The organism is Sphingopyxis sp. LC81 (assembly GCF_000756375.1).
Taxonomy (GTDB): domain Bacteria; phylum Pseudomonadota; class Alphaproteobacteria; order Sphingomonadales; family Sphingomonadaceae; genus Sphingopyxis.
On record NZ_JNFD01000021.1, the window covers coordinates 175473 to 196001 of the forward strand.

Below are 20529 nucleotides of genomic sequence, written 5' to 3' on the forward strand. Positions count from 1 at the left end.
AAATGCTCCTGCGCGGCGACGACGTCAATCAGGCAGCGACCTGACGGGCCTCTTCGCCCGCCTCCATATAGGCGAGTGTATCGTCGTGGCCCGGCGCGCCGGTTATCAGCGTCTTGGCATCGACCAGCGCATTGTGCGAACGGAAGAGATCGTTCTGCGCGCTGATGTCCGACTGGACCGCACGGCCCAGCCGGATGACCGCTTCCTGGCCGACATGGGGCGCGGGAATGTCTTCGACCTGGCGGGCGCGCAGGATCGAGCTCATGACGGTGAGTTTCGCCAGCAGGCTCTCGTCGGCCTTCGCTTCGGCGTCGCGAATCTGGGCCCGGAGGCGGGCCATATAGGCCGGAACGGGAGCGGCGGTCTCGGCGAGATTTTGTGCGTTGTCGATCATGTTCATTGTCGTCCCCCCGGCACGCGGCGCTCGTCGGCGCGGGCCTGTGTTCATTCCGTCAGGGCGACTAGTTCACCACTTCCGCGATGCCTTGGGCCAGGGCGAGGCCGAGAACCAGGCTGGCGATGATTGCAAGCAAGATGATCGCAATCGCCGCCCCGCGGGTGAGCGTGGCGTTTTCGCCGTCGAGCACCCTGGGGACGACCCTTGGCTCGTCTGGCTTGGTCCAGGGCGCGTCGATCCTAACGGTGAGCGAGTCCTGGAAAGCGAGGTCTGCCTCGGGTTCGTCCCGGATCTTTCTTCCATCGGAGGAGGCGGATTCGGCGAGGTCAATTATTTGCTTGGTAGTTTCTACACATTCCGCAGGCGGCGATGCTCGCGGAAAATCACTGGGTCGGTCGCGATAGCGGCGCGCAAGTTGCTGGCGCGTGATGTCGCCGAAACGCGAGCGCAAGATTTCGATGTGCCGGTTGACGGCCGATTCCGACGTGCCGAGCTTGTGACCGATCTCCTTGCTCGTCAGCCCATGGGCGAGCAATTCGAGAACTGCGGCCTGCTTCTCGGTGAGCAGTTTGAATGCGCCGCCGGTCGATTTTGAATCATCATCCATCGGCATATGTCCCGTGATACTTAACCATGATTGGGAGGTGCGGCACAAGGCGAACCCGGTCTTTCGGCGGGCCTTCTTGTTTCGATTGCGGACAGAAAATGCGGAATCGATGGCGGGCATTCTTCGATTTCCTGCGCGCCTGCCGTGTCCCGAACGAAAAAGGCGGACATTGCAGGATGTTCTTCCATCGGGGCGCGGCTTATGTGCCTCAGGCTGTCGATTGTCTTTCGCACGTCCGACGCGGTTAAGGCCGAATTGCCGTAAAGTTCATGCCGAAATGGTGCCAATCTGGTAAGGATTGCCGTCACGGAATCTTGGTGCAAGGCTCCAATACGGCCGCGCGACGATCGGGCGCGGACGGCAATATGTTCTTCCGTGACACAGAATCCCCGGTCATAACGCGCCGAGAAGCGATGCGAGTATAGGAAGGGGAAGCTATGCGGCCATATCGGTCGCGAAAAGGTTCCACTGCGCCAGTTAGTTTGCTATCTGCCGCGCGCCTCTCCACCATCTGTGGGCTGTCCTGGACTAGAGGTCGATTATGCGTGGGGTGGAATGGCCGACGATATCGAGAAGACCAAGGCGCTCCGCGCGATCCGTGATGCGCTGACCGAGCAGCTTCTGCAGCTCGAACAGCTCGGCGGCTTTTCGGCGGTCGGAGATCTCGCCTGGGTGGCGGGTGACCTCAGTCTCGTCATTGACAGGATCAATAAACAGCTCGGCGAGGCACCCAGCGAAGAGGAAATCGAGCGGCGCCGCCGCAACCTCTTCCTCAACTGAGCCGCTTCGTCCGGTTTCGCCAGGATCGCCGATCGGCTAAGAATGGCGGGTCAGCTTTCCAAATCGTCGAAATAACTGTCGAGCTCGCTGCGCGCACTCTCGGAGAGCCGGATGAAAATGCGCCGGCCGTCATGCGGATCGGCGTCCCGGACGAAGAATCCGGCATCGGTCATCATTTTGATCCAGCGGAGGGCTGTCGTCGCCGGAACGGCCGAAGCGATACAGAGGCTCGACACCGATACGTCGTGCCCGCCTTCATAATGGGCGGCATAGAGGTCGAGCATCATGTCCCACGCGGGGTCGGCGAACATGTCCGCCGGAAAATGGTGCTCGCGCTGGCGGCGCTGTCGAATGAGGCCGCGCACGAAGCGCGCCCGGCTACGGGTAAAGCTTTGCGGGCCGGTGTCGGCGCGCTTGGCCCCGAAGCCCGGACGCAGCATCCCTGCCGCGGAATAGCCAGGCGTCGAAACAGCGCTGGTGCCTCCGCCGATATCAGCCACTCGGGCTTGCGGGGCAGGCGCCGACGTCCCGGCGCCCATGTCGCCCAACTGGTCCATACCTATCAAAATGCGCGCAAGATCGCGTTCAATCTGATCGATCCGCCCGCGGAGCTCTTGATCGCTGCCAGCGCCAGCCATTGCCATGTCCGTCATTCGCCTCCCTTTCCCCCAAAAGCGACACGACCAACTATGTCCGAAACCTAACATGGTTTCTGCGGGATTTACATCCGAAGCGGAGGAGATCGTCATCAGATAGGCGTTCGCCGAGTAGCGACCTGGTTTCCTGAAATTGCAGATTGAAAACAGGCTATTACCGAAAGAGCTTGCGGACCGGATTAGTCGTTCGACAAAGATTCCTGCCAATTTGAAACCATTGGTCGCCTGTGGTTGGCTTGAACCCATCGATAGGGGAGCCAAAGCTGCGTCAGGCTGGATGCATCGCTCCATTTCGGGGCTGCGGTGGCTGGGACAAGCATTGCAACGGAAGCACTTCGGAGTCCTTGGTATCGATTGTCGAGTCGCGTGTCGACGCGACAAAGGCCGGCGTGCGGGGGCGAAATGGCCAGTGGTGGGAAGGATGGCTGTCGCGCAGTGGTGGGCGTGAAGGCAGCCCTCGCAGTGAAGCCTCGCTCGGTCGACGAAAGGCAGGGTAGGATGGCAACAGCGTTGCGAGGAGTGGCGCGTCACTCAGGCGAGCGAGATGCGTGAGAGTGGGCTTCAGTCCGCTTTCTTCATCCCTTGGACAAGAGCTGACGGACTGTAGACGGCCATTTACTCTTTAAATCGTTCAATCCGGGCCGACACGGTGCCTGAAGTATCGAGGACGCCGAGGTCGCCTTCGACCCGTCCTAGCCGAACCAGCCCCTTCGAATAACCAAAGTCGCGGTAGAATATCGCCAGATTCCCCCAAGGGACGTAATAGGCGATGTCGCCAACTGCCGGATCGATGCCATCGGGGGCGCCAGTCGTCGACAGGCGTGCGGGAAGGTCGGCAATCTTCTCGGTGCGGTGATAGTCGCTCAATGTCAGGTCGAGCGGCAACAGGGCGGCGAAGCCCCGGCTCGCCGCACTGTCGTCGAGCGTGGCGATCAATTGGCGGTCGTTGATGATGATCGTCACCTTCATGCCTTGCTCCGCACTTGCCGTTGCCGCCGCCGCTCGGCCTTGCACCGCAGCGATGGAGGAGGCTGTCCGTTCCGAACACGCCCCTGCGAAAGCGATGGCGGCCATCGCGGCAAACGCCGATTCTCTGTTTCCTGCCATGGCGCGCCAACCGGTTATACCCAGCCTCGTCGGCGTTTTCGATGCCGACGTCTTAGCCGCGCTAAAACCAAGAGACGCGCTCTTCTAACTCAAGCTCGTCAGCGCCTATCTTGCATTGCGCATATTTTGACGCTATATAGCGTCAGAACGTGAGAAATGTGAAATACGAGGAAAACCAGATGGGCTTGGCACAATACGCAGATGACGGGCTCTTCGCTCCCGGCAAGATCGCCAGAGCTTTGCGCACGACAAGCGAAGAGGTCGCCCGTTCAGCTGGCCTTGGCCGCGACGCTGTCCAACGCAAAGATCGAGTGCGCTCAGACAAAACCCAACGCCGTCTGCGTGAACTCGTCGAGATACTCAACAAGGTCCGCAGTCGCTTTGGTTCGGAACTCATGGCTTACGCCTGGTATCGATCTGAGCCCCTGCCGGGCTTCTCAGGCCAGACAGCCATGCAACTCCTACGAGAAGGGCGGGCCGACGAAGTGCTTGAGTACATCGACGCTGTCGATGCCGGCGTTTACGCCTGATCTCTTCCATGCACTACCAAGACAAGCTTTTTCGGGCTTTGAACCCGGTGTATGCGCGCGATCCTCTATCGGGTCGAGGCGCAGAGCTCTATGGAGGCCGCTTCAATCCGAAGGGCTTTCCAGCCCTTTACACTGCAACTTCGCCGATGACTGCCGTACGCGAAGCGAACCAGATCGGCGACCTCCAACCAACCACGCTCGTTTCCTATTTGGCTGACGTCGAAAACGTGTTCGACAGCCGACATGAAGCAGCGCTCAGCGCATACGCAATGACGCCTGCAGGTCTCGCAGATCCAAGCTGGCGCGACCAAGAAAAGAAGTTGGGCAGAGCACCTACCCAGGCTTTCGCAGAAACTCTCATCGCCGAAGGCTACCAAGGTCTGCTCGTGCCCAGCTTCGTACGCGGAGCGAGAGCCGATGACCTGAATCTTGTACTCTGGAAGTGGGGGCCGGACCTTCCGGCCCAGATTATTCTCATCGACGATGACGATCGACTAAGTCGAATTTAGCAAAAGATGACATGCGTGACGAGGCTGTCGGCCTTCATGCTCCTGCTTGACCGCCAGGAGCGCAATGTAGCCGCAGGCCTCCCCTCTGCTTGCCGTCATAGAGGCAATTCCAGCGCCATAATTTGCCGCCGCTGGGGGTCACGCGGAGCAATAAACTGCAGCCATCCGACATCTTATAGGGTTTTGAATTATAGGGTTTTGAACGCGGTTTGCTGCTTTGATCTTGATATCGCTCAGCATTTCTCTTCTCCGAAGATGCCATGTTTTTGGACCGCCGATACCATGGACCAGTACCCGAATTAGTACTGGATGGCTCCGAACGGTTGCGAACCGCTACGGAAAATCGAGCGAGATAAGCATCGGAATTCAGGGAGAAAAAGTCGATATAGCCGGACTTTTACGGACCCCTGCGGACAGGTGTCTGGCGGAGCGGGAGGGATTCGAACCCTCGATACGCTTTTGACGTATACTCACTTTCCAGGCGAGCGCCTTCGACCACTCGGCCACCGCTCCGCATGCTCTGGAACGGGCGCCCTAATCGCTTGGCAGGGCTTTCGCAAGCCGATTGGGCATGGCAGACATCAGCCCATGAAACATCTGCTCCTGTCGGCCGCCCTGGCCGCGTCGCTCATCCTTCCGGCATATGGCACGGAGCCCCCACCAATCCCCTCGCCGGGAGAGATTGCGGCTGCGGCGCCGACGAGCGACTGGGTCGCCATCGCGCCGTCGGACCTGCTGGTGATGGACCTCGCGCCCGACGCGAAGGGTAAACCGCGCCGCGTTGTCATCCAGCTGATGCCAGCGCCATTTAGTCAGGGGTGGATCGGCAATATCCGCAAGCTGGCCGCCGCGCACTGGTGGGACGGAACGAGCGTCAACCGCGTGCAGGACAATTATGTCGCGCAATGGGGCGATGCGACTGAAAAGAAGGCGTTACGCGCGGGTTTGGCGGTGGTTCCCGAGGGTGACTATGTCGTCGCCGACCCGGCGAGCGCCGAAACCATCGTGGAGGGAAAGAAGGTCATAATCATGTCAAAGGATGAAGCGGCACGACGGGCGGCGAGGATGAAAGAGAACATCGCCATATTCGGAGATGGTTTCGACCCGGACGCCGATGCTTATGCCCCGACGGTGGCGTTCGAATCGGGCTGGCCGATCGGTCTCGACGATCGCGGAGTCCCCGACAGGAGGTGGCCGCTCCACTGTTACGCGACGGTCGGCGTCGGACGAAATATGTCACCTGATACCGGCAGCGGCGCCGAACTCTATGCCGTGATCGGACACGCCCCACGCCATCTCGATCGCAACATCGCCGTTGTCGGCCGCGTCATCAGCGGGATCGAGCATCTTTCGAGCCTGCCACGCGGGACGGAGGCGCTTGGTTTCTATAAGACCGACGCCGAACGCACACCCATCGCGTCGATCCGCATCGCGAGCGAATTGCCGGCGGCCGAGCAGCCGAAATTCGAATATCTGTCGACCGAAAGCGACAGCTTCGGCCGATATGTCGATGCGCGCGCAAACCGGCGCGATCCCTTCTTCATCACGCCCGCGGGCGGCGCCGATATTTGCAATATCCCGGTGCCAGTACGCCCGGTCGCCGCGAAGTAATTCCTTGGAGGAGTTCACCGTCACGACGCCGCTGTGGCGCTGGCAATCGGCGACTGCGCTCGCCTCATGGTTCTTCGTCACAATCGCCGGTGAGGCTGCCGATGGGGTTCGCATGGCGGCGATGACCGGCCAGTGGCTCGACGGGCGAAAGGGATTCGGGTCGGCGCGCGTCGAGGCGAATATCGGCGGCACGCGTTGGAAGACGTCGGTCTTTCCGCACAAGGAAAGTGGCGGCTGGTTGCTGCCGGTCAAGGCGATGGTGCGAAAGGCCGAGGGGATCGCCGAGGGCGACAACGTGACGGTGACCGTCAGTCTTTAGGCGGCGTTTCGGCCTTGCTATCGCGCGCCTGCGCCTTGCGCTTGCGCAGATTGGCGCGCAGCGCCTCGGCGAGGCGGCGTTCGCGTTCGATGTCGGCGGGGGAAGGCGTCTTGCTCACGCCATGCGCCATGCCCGCGAAATCGCCATATCGTCAAGCCTCGCACCTTGACAGGCGCAAGGCGCCCCGTCATAGGCCGCGCCTGCCCAGCGAACATCCGTTTGCCGGCATCCCGGTTGCTGCTGTAGCTCAGTGGTAGAGCGCGTCATTGGTAATGACGAGGTCGACAGTTCAATCCTGTCCAGCAGCACCATTTTTCTTCAGATTTTCGCTGCAAGCAACCAGTCGTGGAAGAGCTTCACTGCGGGCTGGCGCAGCGCGCGGGGGCGGCACACGAACCAATAGCTGTACGGGCTGTCGACGTCGAAATCGAACAGGCGGACCAGCCGCGGGTCGTGCGCATCGTCGAAATGATGGCCGTGCATGAACGCGACGCCGATCCCCTGCGCAGCAGCTTCGAGCATCAGCGGCCCCGAATCGAAATAATCGATCCCGGCCGGTTCGAGATAGGGCATGCCGATCGCCTTTTTCCACTCGGCGAAGGTTTCCGGCATTTCGCGGTGGAGCAGGACGGTCATCCGCTGCATCTGTTCGGGGACGGTGATCGCGCGATCGCCGTCGGTTAGCGTCCGCGAGGCAATCGGGAACACCTTGTCCTGGTCGAGCCGCGCGGCATAGAGCACTGGGTCGATCGAGCGTGCGAGCGCGATCGCGGCATCGATGCCGTCGCCCAGCCGGGCTTCGGCATGCGACATGGTGTCGATGTCGATATGCAGTTCGGGGTGCTGGCGCCGAAGCTCGGGAAGCCGGGGGAACAGGCGCTGCTGCGCGAAGAGCGGCAGGACGTTGAGGTGCAGGCGCAGCGAGGCGTCGGGGCTGCCGACCTGTTCGATCACGTTACGCAATTCGTCGAGAATCGGCGACAATTGTTCGTGCAGCGCGCGGCCCGTTTCGGTCAGGCTGAGCCCATGGTGGTGGCGGTTGAACAGCGGGCGGCCGACGGTATGCTCGAGTGTCTGGATTCGGCGCGACAGCGCGGGCATCGACAGGCCGAGTTCGATCGCGGCCGCCTTGACCGTGCCGTGACGGGCGACCTCGAGAAAGGCCTCCATGCTGCTGATGGGGGGAAGGCGTGGCATATCGGGTGCCGATGATGACATGACCTTGTCGGACATGCCAGAATTTTGTGCAGTGCGTCATAAATGGCTGTGGTGCCGGGGGTCGCAAATAGGGAACGACCATCCTATCTTCGGCATTCTGACTATTTTGCGGGAGACACGCCTTGGCCGACGCAGCGGTAAAAGAAAAACAGGTCAAACTGCAGGTGGCGAATGCACGCGCCGAAGAAAGCGGGGGAGGAATCGCCCGTATTCCGCGCTCCGCGATGGCCGAACTTGGCGTTACCGAAGGCGATATCGTCCAGATCAGCGGCAAACGCGAGACCGCCTCGCGCGTCGTGCTTCCCTATCCCGAGGATGAAGGGCTGGAAGTCATTCGCCTCGACGGCTTGCAGCGCGCCAATGCCGGCGCGGGTGCGGGCGATATGGTCGTGCTGAGCCGCGTTGAGACGCGCCCCGCGACGCGCGTCGTATTCGCCCCGGCGCAGGAGAATCTTCGCCTGCAGGGATCGGCCAATGCCCTGAAGCGCAGCTTTTTCGGCCGTCCGCTCGTCGCGGGCGATACCGTCGCGACCGCCGGACAGCAGCGGCTGGAGTCGGGCGATATGCCGCCGCAGCTTCGCCAGATGCTGAATGCGCCGGCCTATGCGCTCGCCGAGGTGCGCTTGCTCGTCGTATCGGCGGCCCCCAAGGGAATCGTCTTTATCGACGAGAATACCGAAATCGAGCTGCTTCCCGAATATCAGGAGCCGCAGGACGCGCGCCGCACCGACGTCACTTACGACGATCTTGGCGGTCTGGGCGATACGATCGACCAGCTGCGCGAGATGGTCGAGCTGCCGCTGCGCTATCCCGAACTGTTCCGTCGCCTCGGCGTCGATCCGCCGCGCGGCGTGCTGCTGCATGGCCCGCCGGGAACCGGCAAGACGCGGCTTGCGCGCGCGGTTGCCAACGAAAGCGAAGCGCAATTCTTCCTGATCAACGGGCCCGAGATCATGGGCAGCGCCTATGGCGAGTCCGAAAAGCGCCTGCGCGATATCTTCGAGCAAGCGGCAAAGGCCGCGCCGTCGATCCTGTTCATCGACGAGATCGATTCGATCGCGCCGAAACGCGGGCAGGTGCAGGGCGAGGCCGAAAAACGCCTCGTTGCGCAGCTCTTGACGCTGATGGACGGGCTTGAGCCGCGGACGAACCTCGTCGTCATCGCGGCGACTAATCGTCCCGACGCGATCGACGAGGCGCTCCGGCGTCCGGGCCGCTTTGACCGCGAGATCGTGATCGGTGTCCCCGACGAGAGCGGACGACGCGAGATATTGGGCATCCACACGCGCGGCATGCCGCTCGCCGAGAATGTTGACCTCGCGGAACTCGCGCGCACGACCTTCGGCTTCGTCGGCGCCGACATGGCCGCGCTGACCCGCGAGGCCGCGATCGAAGCGGTGCGGCGGATCATGCCGAAGCTCGACCTGGCCGAAGGCACAATCCCCGCCGAGGTGCTCGAAGAACTGCGCGTCACGCGCGAGGATTTCAACAATGCGCTGAAACGCGTCCAGCCGTCGGCGATGCGCGAAGTGATGGTGCAGGCGCCGAAAACGCGTTGGAGCGACATCGGCGGGCTCGACGCCGCGCGCGAAAAGCTGATCGAAGGGATCGAACTGCCGCTCAAGAATCCCGAGGCGTTCCGCCGGCTCGGGATCCGCGCCGCCAAGGGCTTCCTGCTCTATGGCCCGCCCGGAACCGGCAAGACCCTGCTGGCGAAGGCGGCGGCGCGCGAATCCGATGCGAACTTCATCTCGATCAAATCGTCGGACCTGCTGTCCAAATGGTACGGCGAGAGCGAGCAGCAGATCGCACGGTTGTTCGCCCGCGCGCGGGCGGTTGCGCCGACGATCATCTTCATCGACGAACTCGACAGCCTGGTGCCGGCGCGCGGCAGCGGCGCGTCGGGCGAGCCGCAGGTGACCGAGCGTGTGGTCAACACGATTCTCGCCGAGATGGACGGGATCGAGGAAATGCAATCGGTGGTCGTCATCGGTGCGACCAACCGCCCGAACCTGATCGACCCCGCGTTGCTGCGTCCGGGGCGGCTCGACGAGCTGATTTACGTGGCGGTGCCCGACAAGGAGGGGCGCCGCCGCATTCTCGAAATCCAGACCGGCAACATGCCGCTCGCGAAGGATGTCGATCTGGCCGCGCTCGCCGAAAGGTCGGATCGTTTCACCGGCGCGGACCTTGAGGATCTGACGCGGCGTGCCGGGCTTGCCGCGCTCAAGCGGTCGCTCGACAGCGACACGGTGACGATGGAGGATTTCGAGGCGGCGCTGAAGGACACCCGCGCGTCGGTGACCGAGGCGATGGAAAAGGATTATGAAAAGATCCAGGGCGAGATCAAGCAGGCCGCGATGAGCGTCGATCCGATCGGCTTCTTCGCGCCCGGCATGCTCAAGCCCGTTCGCGAGCGCAAGCACGACAATACGGCCGACTAAAGCTGCTTTTCCTTGGGCTGGTTCGGTTTCAGCGCCGACCAGCCCCACAGGACCAGCCAGCCGCAAAATCCCGCCATCAGGCCGTAAGCGACCATCGGGTGCCAATTATAGAGCAGCACACCGACCGCGGGCGATACGATATAGGCCGACCCGTTGATCGATGCGGTCATCCCCGCGATGCTGCCCTGATCGCGGCGCGGCACCGATAGCGACGCGCCTGCGGTGAAACCCGGACGGAACAGTCCGAAGCCGAGCGAGGCGAGCGCGAAGCCGATGACGATGCCGTGGAAGTCGGCGGACAGGCCGGTCATCACCGTCCCGATCGCGCCGAGGCTGGCGCCGGCAAGCACCGCGGTGCGCGGCGACATCTTGAGGAGCGGGATCAGCCCCCATTGCGAGAGCAGTGTCGCGAAGGCGCCCGCCATCAGCACGATACCCGTCATCGCGGCGCCCTCGTCGGGGCGAAGGCGGAGATGGAGGCGGTCGAGGATCAGGAAGCCGATCACGCCGAGCATCATCGCTTGCGCCTGCCCGCCGAACAAGCCGGCGAGCAGCCACGGCCGCACGCGCGTGTCGGTCCAGCGCAGGGGAGGGGCGTCGGCGCCCTGATCAAGAACCTGGTCCTCGGCCTCCTCGGCGGCGGTTTGCGGCGAACCACCCGTCGTGGGGTAGGAAACGATCGCACCGCGCGCCGCGAAGCGCGGCACGTCGTCGGGCAGGCGCCAGCGCAGCGCGATGAGCACCGCAAGGCCGATAGCCGCGAAGACGAGCAAGGGGCCGGCGAGGCCGACGATCGGCAGGATGAAGAAGGGCGCGATAGCGGGACCGATCACGGTGCCGAGCCCGAACGACGAGGACACGAGCGACAGCGCCTGTGTGCGCTGGTCAGGATCGGTGCGCGCAGCGACATAGGCCTGCACTGCGGGGGGCGCCGCCGAGCCGAGCCCCCCATAGAGGCTGCGAAACAGCGCGAAGAGGATGAAGGTCGTGCCCGCCGCGACCCAGCCCGCGAGGCCCGACCACAGCACAAGGCCGCACAGCGCCATCGACGACAGGAAGCCGATGACGCCGAGCGCCATCAGCGCCTTGCGTCCGCGCTTGTCCGACTGGCGCGCCCAATGCGGCGCGGTGAGCACCCACAATAGCGCCGACCAGCTGAACGCGAGGCTGACCCAGACGTCGGGAATGTGCAGTTTGGCGCCGATCGCGGGCAGGATCGATTGCATAGCGGTGTTGCCCGCGGCGGCGACCAGCATCACCGCAAAGAGGACCACCATACGGTCCGAGGGGATGGAATGCGATGTCGTCGCCATGTTCGCCCCCTCCTTGGCTTTGGTCGGTAACGCCGCCTCTCCCTACACGCGGGCGCCCCGCTGTCCAGAGTCAAGACAGACTCTTTCCTTGCGCCCCGGCGCCGATTTTGCCACGCCTTTGGCAACCGCAACAACGCGAAAGCCAACATGACCAATCCGCGGGCGCAGGCCCAAGAAACAAAAGCCCCGCTGACCCGCCGGGTTCGCGAGGGCGTAAAACGCTTTTTCGGACCGTGGGGCATGTTCGTCCGCGGCTTCATCAAGCATCCGGTCATGGTGGGATCGATCGTGCCGTCGTCGCCGACGCTGATCCGCCACATGCTGAAGCCCGTCGACTGGAAGAACACCAAGCTGTTCGTCGAATATGGCCCGGGCGTCGGCACCTTCTGCCGCCCTATACTCGAACATATGGCGGGCGATGCGACGCTGATCGCGATCGACACGAATGAGGATTTCATCGACTATCTGCGTAAGGACATCCGCGACAGCCGCTTCGTCGCGGTTCACGGATCGGCCTCTGATGTCGAAGAGATCGTGCGCGCACACGGCTTTGAGCACGCCGACTATGTCCTTTCGGGCTTGCCCTTTTCGACGCTGCCCGCGGGTGTCGGCCCGGCGATCGCCGCCGCGACGCACCGCGTGCTTCGCCCCGGCGGCGCCTTTCTCGTCTATCAGTTCCGTGCCCGTGCGCGCGATTTTCTCGCCGTCCACTTTAATCGCATCGACAATGCGTTCGAATGGGTCAATGTCCCGCCCTGCTTCCTGTTCTGGGGCTGGAAAGACTAAACTTCCGGGTCGGGATCGCCGAGCCCGAAGTTCAATTTTCGCGACACCGTATAATCGACGATGCCGACCACGAACCAGGCGAGCGTCCAGCGGATGCGCGTCAGCCAACCGGCGCGCGCCTTGTGCGAATTCGATGTGATGACTTCGCAATCGGACCGCATCTCCGCAACGAAACCGCGCATCTGTCGGGCAAAGCCCGCGTCGGCGATCCGCACCATCACCTCGACGTTCACGAACAGGCTGCGCACGTCGAAATTGGCTGATCCGATATAGACGACATCATCGATGACGATCAGCTTCATATGCAGTTTGCACGGCTGATATTCACACACATCGGCGGATTTGCGCAGCAAATAGCCATAGAGCAGGCGCGACGCACCGATCGTTGCGGCGTTGTCCGATTTGCCTGCCATCACGAAGCGCGCCCGCCCACGCCTTGCCACGCGTCCAAGACGTCGCAGCAGGCCCTGACCGGGCGAAAAATAGGCCATCGCCATGTCGAGTTGGCGCGCGTTTTCTAGGTCTGCGCGCACCGCACGGGCCCAGGGCGACAGCCGCTGGGTGGGGCCGCCGACCAGCCAGGATATCGCGCCATTGTCGATCGGCCATTCGCGGATCAGTCGCCGCAACATCAGCAGTTTGCCGTCGTTGTTGACGGTGTAATCATGGATTTCGTCGAACCATAGCGCCGCGCGCGCGACACTCGGCCCCTTGACGATCATCCCGATGTCGAACCAGCAATCGCTGCGCGGGGGGCTCAGATAATCGTCGGCGATGTTGAAGCCGCCGGTTACCGCGACATGATCGTCGATCAGGATCAGTTTCTGGTGGTTGCGGATCAAATAGGTCGAGCGCCAGCGGCGCGAGAAAAAGGTAACGCTACCGCCGGCTTCGCGAAGCGGCGCGAACAGGCCGTCGGGCGTGTCGCCCGACCCGAAGCTGTCGATGACCGCGCGCACGCGAACGCCGCGTTTGGCGGCGACCAGCAAGGCGTCGACGACACGCACGCCTGCGGCGTCGCCCTCGAAAATATACATGATGATGTCGATGCTGTGCGCTGCGCCGTTGATCAGGTCGAGCAGCCGGGTCAGCCGCTCGCCGCCGTCGAAGATCAGCTCGAGCCGGTGACCAGCCACGTCCGCCGTCAGTCGTTCGGACAAGTCGACGGGTGCGCAGGCTTCGGTCATCAACCGCTCATAGGCCGGTGTCCGCAAAGCCCGCAAGGGCAGCGCTTTGATTGACATCGCCCGGCGGTGCTGCTAGCGCGCAGCGCTTGCCGCCATGCCCCTCCAAAGGGCTGGCCTCTCCTATACCTAAGGAAACAATATGGCCCGCGTTACCGTCGAGGATTGCGTCGACAAAGTTCCCAACCGTTTCGACCTGGTCCTGCTCTCCGCGCATCGCGCGCGCGAGATTTCGGGTGGTTCGGAGCTGACCGTCGACCGCGACCGCGACAAGAACCCGGTCGTCGCGCTGCGCGAGATCGCCGAACAGACCGTGCGTCCGAAGGACCTCAAGGAAACGCTGGTCGGTTCGATGCAGAAGGTCGTCGTCGACGATGACGATACGCCCGATGAAATCAGCTCGATCAGCCGCTCGGCCGAAGCGCTTCGCCTGACCGCCGCTGCGCCGCCGCGCAGCCCCGCGGGCGGTGGCAGCGATTTCGAATAAGCGCTGTATAATCCGATCACCAAGGGGGCCGCAGGAAACTGCGGCCCTTCTTGTATCAGTCGACCTCGGTCAACTCGGCAATGCGGATGGCCTTTGACGCCAGCATCGGTTCGATGATCCGCTGGATGCGATAGGCGCGCGGCGAACCCACTGTGATATTGAACAGGCTGTTCGCGATCACGTCGGCGATCTGGACCCCGTCGCTGCGTTTGCTGTCGGCCAGCGAAGCGCGGCCCCATTGGCCGAGCCCCGCCTGTATCTCTTCGCGTACATGCGAAAGAATCTTGGGATCATAGCGCCCGTCGTCGATCACGACGTCGGTGCAGACGCCGCCGGTTTCGGGCAGCCAGTGACCAACCGCGCTGTTGAGCAAGGCGCCATAGAGCGCGAGGTCGCTGGGCAGCGTGCCCCCGGGGTTCTGCGCGAGCTTGTCGCGTTCGGCGACGGCTACCCAGGCGCGGCCGCCGGCGCGGTCGAAGAGTTCGAGCAGATAGGCGCGTTCGACGACGCTGATGCGGCTGCCCTTGAGCTCGCCGCGCAGCCCGGTCACGCTACGAAAGCGCGCGTGGATGTCCGCCGCGGCCTTGGGGGTCAGCATCACCGCCGAAAAGGTCATCGCGCCGGCGTTGAGACCACCCGATTCATCGCAATAAATGGTCATCTAGCGGTTCACCGAACCCGGCCGAAAAAAGCGACCGAGCGGCTTTGCCCCGGGGCGATCGCATCGGGCCACAGCCAGCGGACATGCGTCACATCGGCGGCCGTCGCGGGACGGGGCGCCGCGCCGCCGACGGGCACCGTCAGCGCCGCGAGCGCGCCGAACGTCTTGCCGCCGTCGGTCGAAACGCCGAAACCCGCCGTATCGGCGGTGTCGTCGAACATCAGGCCCTCGGGGATCGGATTGACCAAATTGAGCCCTGCCGCGGGGGTTGCGCCGTTGTTGGTGAAGGTGAGCGCTACGCGGACGCGGTCGCCCGGGACGACCACATCGGGTGCAACATAGGTCTTTTTCGGCGGTTGGCCGTCCGACGACGGGGTCGATTTTTCGAGTTCGATCTTGCTTGTCAACGAGCCGGTTCCCTGCGCCGCCACCGGCTGAATGCCCGCCGCAAAAAGGGCCGCCAAGGCCAGGGCATTCCACGCTTTGCCGATCATCGCCGTCTCCTTTGGTCCTAGCGCACCTTTGACGCATCAGGTGGGGCAGGGATAGCGTTTCTTCATCAGCGCATCGAATGCCGAATAGACGCTGACCGACTTGCGTGCCGTGACGGGATAGGTGCGGAGGTGGGACAGCCATTGATCGGGGGTCAGGCTGCCCGATTCAGGGGGACAACTCGTCGTCTTGCGACCGGCGCGACGTTCGGCATCGATCCGCGCCTTATAGCGTTTGCCCGCGGCGACCACTTCACCTTTGAGCTGGTTGCCTTGCGGGGTCGCGAGCGCGAGCGGGCCGAGCCGTTCGAGCGACGTCGCGCGCGCGAGGAATGCCGCGACGCTCATGTCGCCCGGCGCCATCGCGCAGAGGAAGGGAGCGGCGAGCAGGGCGGGCAAAATGCGGGCATATGTCCCTTTGGTCATATGCCGCAACTTGCCCCCACCCAATGAATAGTCCCTGAATCGAAGGGGCTAGGCCGAAAGCCTAGGCGCCCTGCGGGTTGGCGTCGCCGAAGGGGCGCCGCGGCTTGCGCTTGATCTGCGGGATGCCGCCGGCATGGCCCGACACCGGGGTGCCGCGCTTGCCCGCTTCGTCTTCGCGGCCAATGTCCTCGCCCTTGATCGCGCGTTTCGATTCCTCGCCCGACAGCGTCTCATATTCGAGCAGCGCCCCGGCGAGCAGGTGAAGTTCGTCGAGATGGTCGGTGAGCACCTTGCGCGCGGTCTTTTCGCCTTCCTCGACGAGGCGGCGGACTTCGGCGTCGATCAGGCGGGCGGTGTCTTCGGACATATTCTGCGCGCGCGACACGCTATGGCCGAGGAATACCTCGTCCTGATTGTCGCGATAGCGCAGCCAGCCGAGCTTTTCGGACATACCATATTCCATGACCATCGAACGCGCCATGTCGGTCGCCTGCTGGATGTCGTTCGACGCGCCGGTGTTCAGCTCATCCTTGCCGTAAATCAGCTGTTCGGCGATGCGGCCGCCGAAGCAAAGCGCGAGGCGCGCCTTCATCTGCTTCATATTGGTCGAATAACGGTCGCGTTCGGGCAGGTTCCACGTCACGCCCAGCGCACGGCCGCGCGGGATGATCGTGACCTTGTGAAGCGGGTCGCAGCCGTCGACGTGCAGCGAGACGAGCGCGTGGCCGGCCTCGTGATAGGCGGTCGATTTCTTCTCGTCCTCGGTCATCACCATCGAACGCCGCTCGGCGCCCATCATGACCTTGTCCTTCGCCTCTTCGAACTCGTCGTTCGCGATCAGGCGCTTGCCTTTGCGTGCGGCAAGCAGCGCGGCTTCGTTGCAAAGATTGGCCAGATCGGCGCCCGAGAAGCCCGGCGTTCCGCGCGCGACGCGGCGCAGGTCGACGTCGGGGGCGAGCGGCTTTTTGCGCGTGTGAACCTCGAGGATCTTCTGGCGGCCCTCGATGTCGGGGCGCGGCACGACGACCTGGCGGTCGAAGCGGCCGGGACGGAGAAGGGCAGGGTCGAGCACGTCGGGGCGGTTGGTTGCCGCGACGATGATGATGCCTTCGTTCGCCTCGAAACCGTCCATTTCGACGAGCAGCTGGTTCAGCGTCTGTTCGCGCTCGTCGTTGCCGTTGCCGAGGCCGGCGCCGCGATGGCGGCCGACCGCGTCGATTTCGTCGATGAACACGATGCACGGTGCATTGCGCTTCGCCTGTTCGAACATGTCGCGGACGCGCGATGCGCCGACACCGACGAACATTTCGACGAAGTCCGACCCAGAAATGGTGAAGAACGGGACGCCTGCCTCACCAGCGATTGCGCGGGCGAGCAGCGTCTTACCGGTACCGGGCGAACCGACGAGCAGCGCGCCCTTCGGAATCTGGCCACCGAGCTTCGAGAATTTGGTCGGATCACGCAGGAACTCGACGATTTCCTCAAGCTCCTCGCGTGCTTCGTCGATGCCGGCAACGTCGTCAAAGGTCACGCGGCCCTGCTTTTCGGTGAGCATCTTCGCGCGCGACTTGCCAAAGCCCATCGCGCCCGAGCCGTTGTTTTTCTGGACCTGACGGAAGACGAAGAAGGCGATGCCGAGGATCAGCAGGAAGGGCAGCGACTGGACGAGCATATACATCCAGAAATTCGGCGCTTCGGTCGCCTTGCCGTCATATTTGACGCCATTGTCGTTGAGCATCTTGAGCAGTTCGGGATCGCGCACGACGTTGGCGCTGAAACGGTCGCCGTTCGACAGCGTGCCCGTCACCTTGTCTTCGGACAGCACGACGTCCTTGACGGCGCCTTCCTCGACCTTTTGCCGGAACTCGGAATAGGCAAGCGGATTGCCGACAGGCTGCGAAGCGCCGCCGAACATCGAGGCGACGAGGAGCATGGCAAGCAGGATGCCGCTCCAGATCATCACACTCTTCATCCAGGGATTGCCCTGCGGTTCCTTGTCGTCCTGCATTCGGATTCGTTCCTCAACGGCGCGGTACTGCGCTCCTATCCGCATAAGATAGGATAATCGGGTTAAATGACAATGAGGCAATCAGCCCTTTTTCGCTGCTTTCCGGCGCGGCGCCGCGGAAATGCGCCAGATCGTCCCTTCGAGGCCGCGCACCGCATCGATCAGCAGCGCGCCGACCATCGCTCGCCGCCCTTCGTGCATCGCCGCGATCACGCCGTCGAGCGAGGCACCGCGCAGGACGAGTTGCGGCGCGTTGGCGCGCAGCCGCTGCGCGACGATGCGGCGGAACATCTCGGGCGGATAGCCATCGTCGCGGATCACCGCGATGTCCGATGCATCGGGCCAGGATGCGATCAGCCGCTCGACCGCCCAGTCGAGCGCCTCGTCGGCTTCGGCGAGCCACACCGCCGATTTCGCCGCGGCAGCAGGGTCTAGTGCGGTCTGCGACTGGAGCGCATGGCGCAGCCGAGCCCGGTCGAAGCGATCGTCGCTGTTCGACGGATCGTCGACAAAGGGCAGGTCGTTTTCAAGCGCCAGATGGACGAGTTCGCTGCGCCGCCAGTGCAGCAGCGGGCGCAGGATGGCCCCGTTGCGCGCGCGGATCGCGGCGAGCCCGCCGACGCCGCTGCTGCGGTTGAGCCGCATGACGATCGTCTCGAGCTGATCGTCGGCATGGTGCGCCGTCACGATATGCTTGAGTTCCTTGGCTTCGCGCCATTGTTCGAGCAGGCGGTAGCGTTCGGTCCGCGCCGCGGCTTGCTGCGATCCCTTGATCGGCGTTGGCGGGCGCAGCGTCGAATGCGGGATATGCTCGCGCTCGCAAAAGCCCGCGACCATGCGCGCCTCGTCGTCCGAGCCCTTTCGCAGGCCATGGTCGACCGTCGCTGCCCAGACCTGTCCGGGCAGCAAGGACGCCATCAGCCAAAGCAGCGCCATGCTGTCGGGCCCGCCCGAAACGGCGACACCATAATGGAGGCGGTGCCAGTCGGATCCGACGAGCGCGGCGAGATCGCCGGCGAGCCGGTCCGCGGCGTCGCGGTCAGCAACCTGCTTTTGTTTTTGCGGCGGCAGCATCGGTCCGGACATCCTGCGGCGCCTTGTCGCCATAGACTTCGTCGAGTTCGCGGAACGCCTTGCACGCGTCGGCCTTGCGGCCGAGCTTGTCGAGCGCGACGCCCATATACATCAGGCTGTGCGGCGCGCGCGCGCCGCTCGGGCGGTCCTTGTAATTATTGTAGAAGGCGACCGCGGCGAGGCTCGGCTTGCCTTCGTCGAGATAGGAGCGGCCGAGCAAATTCTGCGCAAAGCTCGCCTGGCTGCTCTTCGGCCATTTGGTGACGACGGTCTTCAGCTGCGCCTGCGCTTCGGGATAGAGCTTCGCTTCCCACAGGCGATAGCCATAGTCGTACGCGTCCTTGGTTTCGTTGCCGCTCGCGGGAACCTCGACCTTCTTGACGAGCGCGAGCCGCGCGGCGTCGGTAGTCGCGGGCTTGGCCGCCGGCTTGTCGGCGGGTTTCTTCACCGGGGTTGCCGCGACCGTGGTCGTCGCTGCCGGCGGCTTCACCGTCGGGGCGAGGCCGGCGGGCGTCGCGGTCGGTGCGGCGACCGCTGCCGGATCGGCGAAACGCTTGTCCATTTCGGCCTTGTACGCGGTGAACTGCTTTTCGAGTTCGCGGAGCTGGAAGGCATTTTGTTCGGTCTGGCCGGTCAATGCCTGCAGCTGCGATTCGAGCGCATCGACGCGCGCGGTCAGGTCGATCACCGGGGCGTTGGTGCGGGCGCGCTCGCCGGGTGTGTTGTCGGGAGCGATCTCACCCTCGAAGAAGGTCGGGCTGCCGCCGGGAAAAACCGACCGCTGGACGGCGCGCATTTCCTTTTCGAGCCGTTCGACCCGCTTGACGACACCATTGTCCTGCGCCGCCACGGGCATCGCCGCGACGAGCGCGATCGTTGCCGCTCCCAGGAAAGTGATCTGACGCATCATCATCTGCCGTTAGGTCCCCACTAATTAACCATTTCGTTGCTCATAACGCGGCAAAGCACGGCAGCGCAAACCCATTTCGGTGCACTGCCGCTCGAGCCGGCCCGATTGATCGGCGGTTCAGCCCTTGGGGCGCGGTCCCGCCGCCGGTGCTGGTGCGCCATTGCCTTCGGCGCGCGCTACCAGATCCGCGGGCTTCAGTGAGACATTCTTGACCAGCGTGTCGGCGGGGCCGATCGGGCCGATGTCGCGGCCACCAACGGTGACCTTGAGCGCCTGCGGGATGCTCGTGCGCAGCGTGAACTGTTCGATATATTCGGGCGGGACCTGATAGGTTTCGCCCGCGTCGAGCGTGCGCCAATTCTCGGTCTTGCCCTTTGCGTCGTCGAAACCGATCCAGACTTCCGAAACGCCCGTCAGCACGACCGGTGCGTTCGCCGCGACGGCGGACTGCCCGGTCGCGGCCTTGGTCGCCGGGGTGGCCCCAGCATCGCTCTGCGGTGCTTCTGACGCATCGGCGGCACGATTCTGCGCGGCGATCAGCGCTTCGTCGGGCTCGACCGACAGGAAACGCCATACGCCGTACGCCGACGCGAGCAGCAGCGTGACGATGACGAGGGTCCAGGTCAGCCGCGCGGTGGGCAGGCGTGCCGGATCGGTCGGCTCATAGGCTTCGTACAGCGGACGCGAACCATAGGCGTCTTCTTCGAGTTCCTGACGGATTGCGGCGCCGATCTCGGCCTCGGGAAGCTCGACGGCGCGGGCGTAGGCGCGCGCGAAGCCGGTGACATAGGTCCGGCCCGGAAGTTCCGAATAATCCGACTTTTCTATCGCGGCGAGATGGCGCTGGGTGATGCGCGTGCGGGTCGCGACATCGGCAAGCGACAGCCCTGCAGCTTCCCGCGCCAGCCGAAGCCGATCGCCGGTACGCGTGATCGCCAGCTCGCCCTGTTCCGGGGCGACGTCCTCATCTGCCATTACTGTCTCCGTGCCGGTCGTTTGACCCAGATCGAC

Annotated in this window: 22 protein-coding genes, 2 tRNA genes and 1 pseudogene; 9 read left to right on the plus strand and 16 right to left on the minus strand. The window is 63.7% G+C overall.

The window, feature by feature from the left end; genetic code table 11:
• Positions 1-28: 28 nt before the first annotated feature.
• Positions 29-400, minus strand: coding sequence for a hypothetical protein (locus tag FG91_RS11245; RefSeq protein ID WP_152568087.1), 372 nt, complete (start codon positions 398-400; stop codon positions 29-31).
• A 61-nt stretch (positions 401-461) separates the two neighbouring features.
• A complete protein-coding gene (locus tag FG91_RS11250) occupies positions 462-1124 on the minus strand; it encodes a response regulator transcription factor (protein WP_081940540.1) in 663 nt (220 codons plus the stop codon).
• Between the two features lie 435 nt (positions 1125-1559).
• Here FG91_RS11250 and FG91_RS11255 point away from each other — a divergent pair, with 435 nt between their 5' ends.
• Positions 1560-1784 carry a hypothetical protein gene (locus tag FG91_RS11255; protein WP_037515016.1) on the plus strand — a complete coding sequence of 75 codons (225 nt, stop codon included), beginning with the start codon at positions 1560-1562 and terminating at the stop codon, positions 1782-1784.
• 50 nt (positions 1785-1834) lie between these two features.
• Here FG91_RS11255 and FG91_RS22370 read toward each other — a convergent pair.
• A pseudogene (locus FG91_RS22370) lies at positions 1835-2158 on the minus strand (winged helix DNA-binding protein); the annotation flags it as partial.
• Between the two features lie 897 nt (positions 2159-3055).
• On the minus strand, positions 3056-3514 hold the full coding sequence (locus tag FG91_RS11265) for a cyclophilin-like fold protein (RefSeq protein WP_200878437.1): 459 nt from the start codon (positions 3512-3514) through the stop codon (positions 3056-3058).
• 191 nt (positions 3515-3705) lie between these two features.
• Here FG91_RS11265 and FG91_RS11275 point away from each other — a divergent pair, with 191 nt between their 5' ends.
• Both FG91_RS11275 and FG91_RS11280 read left to right on the plus strand, forming a co-directional pair.
• The gene (locus FG91_RS11275; protein WP_235212014.1) at positions 3706-4077 is read left to right on the plus strand and encodes an MbcA/ParS/Xre antitoxin family protein; all 372 of its coding nucleotides are present in this window, start codon (positions 3706-3708) and stop codon (positions 4075-4077) included.
• Positions 4078-4085: 8 nt separating this feature from the next.
• Positions 4086-4586, plus strand: a complete 501-nt coding sequence (locus FG91_RS11280; RefSeq protein ID WP_037515023.1) for an RES family NAD+ phosphorylase — start codon at positions 4086-4088, stop codon at positions 4584-4586.
• 422 nt (positions 4587-5008) lie between these two features.
• Here the strand turns inward: FG91_RS11280 and FG91_RS11285 are convergent.
• A tRNA-Ser gene (locus tag FG91_RS11285) sits at positions 5009-5099 on the minus strand.
• A 75-nt stretch (positions 5100-5174) separates the two neighbouring features.
• Between FG91_RS11285 and FG91_RS11290 the strand changes: the two genes are divergently transcribed.
• Both FG91_RS11290 and FG91_RS11295 read left to right on the plus strand, forming a co-directional pair.
• Positions 5175-6197 (plus strand): peptidylprolyl isomerase, encoded by a 1023-nt coding sequence (locus FG91_RS11290; RefSeq protein ID WP_037515025.1) that lies wholly within the window; start codon positions 5175-5177, stop codon positions 6195-6197.
• Between the two features lie 4 nt (positions 6198-6201).
• Positions 6202-6516 carry a DUF1905 domain-containing protein gene (locus FG91_RS11295; protein ID WP_037515027.1) on the plus strand — a complete coding sequence of 105 codons (315 nt, stop codon included), beginning with the start codon at positions 6202-6204 and terminating at the stop codon, positions 6514-6516.
• Here the strand turns inward: FG91_RS11295 and FG91_RS22505 are convergent.
• Positions 6506-6634 (minus strand): hypothetical protein, encoded by a 129-nt coding sequence (locus tag FG91_RS22505; RefSeq protein ID WP_268746379.1) that lies wholly within the window; start codon positions 6632-6634, stop codon positions 6506-6508. The genes FG91_RS11295 and FG91_RS22505 overlap by 11 nt on opposite strands.
• A 118-nt stretch (positions 6635-6752) precedes the next feature.
• Here FG91_RS22505 and FG91_RS11300 point away from each other — a divergent pair.
• A tRNA-Thr gene (locus FG91_RS11300) sits at positions 6753-6827 on the plus strand.
• Positions 6828-6834: 7 nt separating this feature from the next.
• Here FG91_RS11300 and FG91_RS11305 read toward each other — a convergent pair.
• The gene (locus FG91_RS11305) at positions 6835-7713 is read right to left on the minus strand and encodes a LysR substrate-binding domain-containing protein (RefSeq protein ID WP_037515432.1); all 879 of its coding nucleotides are present in this window, start codon (positions 7711-7713) and stop codon (positions 6835-6837) included.
• A gap of 143 nt (positions 7714-7856) precedes the next feature.
• Between FG91_RS11305 and FG91_RS11310 the strand changes: the two genes are divergently transcribed.
• Complete coding sequence (locus FG91_RS11310) at positions 7857-10178, plus strand: CDC48 family AAA ATPase (protein ID WP_037515028.1); 2322 nt, start codon at positions 7857-7859, stop codon at positions 10176-10178.
• Here FG91_RS11310 and FG91_RS11315 read toward each other — a convergent pair.
• On the minus strand, positions 10175-11491 hold the full coding sequence (locus FG91_RS11315) for an MFS transporter (RefSeq protein ID WP_037515029.1): 1317 nt from the start codon (positions 11489-11491) through the stop codon (positions 10175-10177). The two genes, FG91_RS11310 and FG91_RS11315, sit on opposite strands and share 4 nt — an antisense overlap.
• Before the next feature lie 147 nt (positions 11492-11638).
• Here FG91_RS11315 and FG91_RS11320 point away from each other — a divergent pair, with 147 nt between their 5' ends.
• Positions 11639-12277: a class I SAM-dependent methyltransferase gene (locus FG91_RS11320; protein WP_037515030.1), complete on the plus strand. Its 639-nt coding sequence runs from the start codon at positions 11639-11641 to the stop codon at positions 12275-12277.
• Here FG91_RS11320 and FG91_RS11325 read toward each other — a convergent pair.
• Positions 12274-13464: a phospholipase D-like domain-containing protein gene (locus tag FG91_RS11325; RefSeq protein WP_037515031.1), complete on the minus strand. Its 1191-nt coding sequence runs from the start codon at positions 13462-13464 to the stop codon at positions 12274-12276. The genes FG91_RS11320 and FG91_RS11325 overlap by 4 nt on opposite strands.
• Positions 13465-13603: 139 nt before the next feature.
• Between FG91_RS11325 and rpoZ the strand changes: the two genes are divergently transcribed.
• Positions 13604-13948 (plus strand): DNA-directed RNA polymerase subunit omega, encoded by a 345-nt coding sequence (gene rpoZ, locus FG91_RS11330; protein WP_037515032.1) that lies wholly within the window; start codon positions 13604-13606, stop codon positions 13946-13948.
• Positions 13949-14003: 55 nt separating this feature from the next.
• Here rpoZ and FG91_RS11335 read toward each other — a convergent pair whose 3' ends face one another.
• From FG91_RS11335 to FG91_RS11365, 7 genes are all read right to left on the minus strand, one after another.
• Entirely contained in the window at positions 14004-14609 is a 606-nt protein-coding gene (locus FG91_RS11335) for a DUF3800 domain-containing protein (RefSeq protein WP_037515033.1), read from the minus strand.
• An 8-nt stretch (positions 14610-14617) separates the two neighbouring features.
• Complete coding sequence (locus tag FG91_RS11340; protein WP_052187517.1) at positions 14618-15103, minus strand: DUF11 domain-containing protein; 486 nt, start codon at positions 15101-15103, stop codon at positions 14618-14620.
• A 36-nt stretch (positions 15104-15139) separates the two neighbouring features.
• Positions 15140-15526, minus strand: coding sequence for a hypothetical protein (locus FG91_RS11345; RefSeq protein WP_037515034.1), 387 nt, complete (start codon positions 15524-15526; stop codon positions 15140-15142).
• A gap of 61 nt (positions 15527-15587) precedes the next feature.
• Positions 15588-17534: an ATP-dependent zinc metalloprotease FtsH gene (gene ftsH, locus FG91_RS11350; RefSeq protein WP_037515035.1), complete on the minus strand. Its 1947-nt coding sequence runs from the start codon at positions 17532-17534 to the stop codon at positions 15588-15590.
• Between the two features lie 81 nt (positions 17535-17615).
• Positions 17616-18620 carry a tRNA lysidine(34) synthetase TilS gene (gene tilS, locus FG91_RS11355; protein ID WP_081940543.1) on the minus strand — a complete coding sequence of 335 codons (1005 nt, stop codon included), beginning with the start codon at positions 18618-18620 and terminating at the stop codon, positions 17616-17618.
• Positions 18574-19521 carry a tetratricopeptide repeat protein gene (locus FG91_RS11360; RefSeq protein WP_052187518.1) on the minus strand — a complete coding sequence of 316 codons (948 nt, stop codon included), beginning with the start codon at positions 19519-19521 and terminating at the stop codon, positions 18574-18576. Before FG91_RS11360 ends, tilS begins: the two co-directional genes overlap by 47 nt.
• Before the next feature lie 114 nt (positions 19522-19635).
• Positions 19636-20493 carry a helix-turn-helix domain-containing protein gene (locus FG91_RS11365; protein WP_037515036.1) on the minus strand — a complete coding sequence of 286 codons (858 nt, stop codon included), beginning with the start codon at positions 20491-20493 and terminating at the stop codon, positions 19636-19638.
• Positions 20494-20529 lie beyond the last annotated feature (36 nt).

Coding starts and splice junctions, on each gene's coding strand:
- FG91_RS11335 (WP_037515033.1), bottom strand. CDS start 14,609: ATGACCATTTATTGCGATGAATCGGGTGGTCTCAACGCCGGCGCGATG.
- FG91_RS11360 (WP_052187518.1), bottom strand. CDS start 19,521: ATGATGATGCGTCAGATCACTTTCCTGGGAGCGGCAACGATCGCGCTC.
- tilS (WP_081940543.1), bottom strand. CDS start 18,620: ATGTCCGGACCGATGCTGCCGCCGCAAAAACAAAAGCAGGTTGCTGAC.
- FG91_RS11345 (WP_037515034.1), bottom strand. CDS start 15,526: ATGACCAAAGGGACATATGCCCGCATTTTGCCCGCCCTGCTCGCCGCT.
- FG91_RS11245 (WP_152568087.1), bottom strand. CDS start 400: ATGAACATGATCGACAACGCACAAAATCTCGCCGAGACCGCCGCTCCC.
- FG91_RS11325 (WP_037515031.1), bottom strand. CDS start 13,464: ATGACCGAAGCCTGCGCACCCGTCGACTTGTCCGAACGACTGACGGCG.
- FG91_RS11320 (WP_037515030.1), top strand. CDS start 11,639: ATGACCAATCCGCGGGCGCAGGCCCAAGAAACAAAAGCCCCGCTGACC.
- FG91_RS11280 (WP_037515023.1), top strand. CDS start 4,086: ATGCACTACCAAGACAAGCTTTTTCGGGCTTTGAACCCGGTGTATGCG.
- rpoZ (WP_037515032.1), top strand. CDS start 13,604: ATGGCCCGCGTTACCGTCGAGGATTGCGTCGACAAAGTTCCCAACCGT.
- ftsH (WP_037515035.1), bottom strand. CDS start 17,534: ATGCAGGACGACAAGGAACCGCAGGGCAATCCCTGGATGAAGAGTGTG.
- FG91_RS11305 (WP_037515432.1), bottom strand. CDS start 7,713: ATGCCACGCCTTCCCCCCATCAGCAGCATGGAGGCCTTTCTCGAGGTC.
- FG91_RS11250 (WP_081940540.1), bottom strand. CDS start 1,124: ATGCCCGCCATCGATTCCGCATTTTCTGTCCGCAATCGAAACAAGAAG.
- FG91_RS11340 (WP_052187517.1), bottom strand. CDS start 15,103: ATGATCGGCAAAGCGTGGAATGCCCTGGCCTTGGCGGCCCTTTTTGCG.
- FG91_RS11315 (WP_037515029.1), bottom strand. CDS start 11,491: ATGGCGACGACATCGCATTCCATCCCCTCGGACCGTATGGTGGTCCTC.
- FG91_RS11265 (WP_200878437.1), bottom strand. CDS start 3,514: ATGGCCGCCATCGCTTTCGCAGGGGCGTGTTCGGAACGGACAGCCTCC.
- FG91_RS11255 (WP_037515016.1), top strand. CDS start 1,560: ATGGCCGACGATATCGAGAAGACCAAGGCGCTCCGCGCGATCCGTGAT.
- FG91_RS11290 (WP_037515025.1), top strand. CDS start 5,175: ATGAAACATCTGCTCCTGTCGGCCGCCCTGGCCGCGTCGCTCATCCTT.
- FG91_RS11365 (WP_037515036.1), bottom strand. CDS start 20,493: ATGGCAGATGAGGACGTCGCCCCGGAACAGGGCGAGCTGGCGATCACG.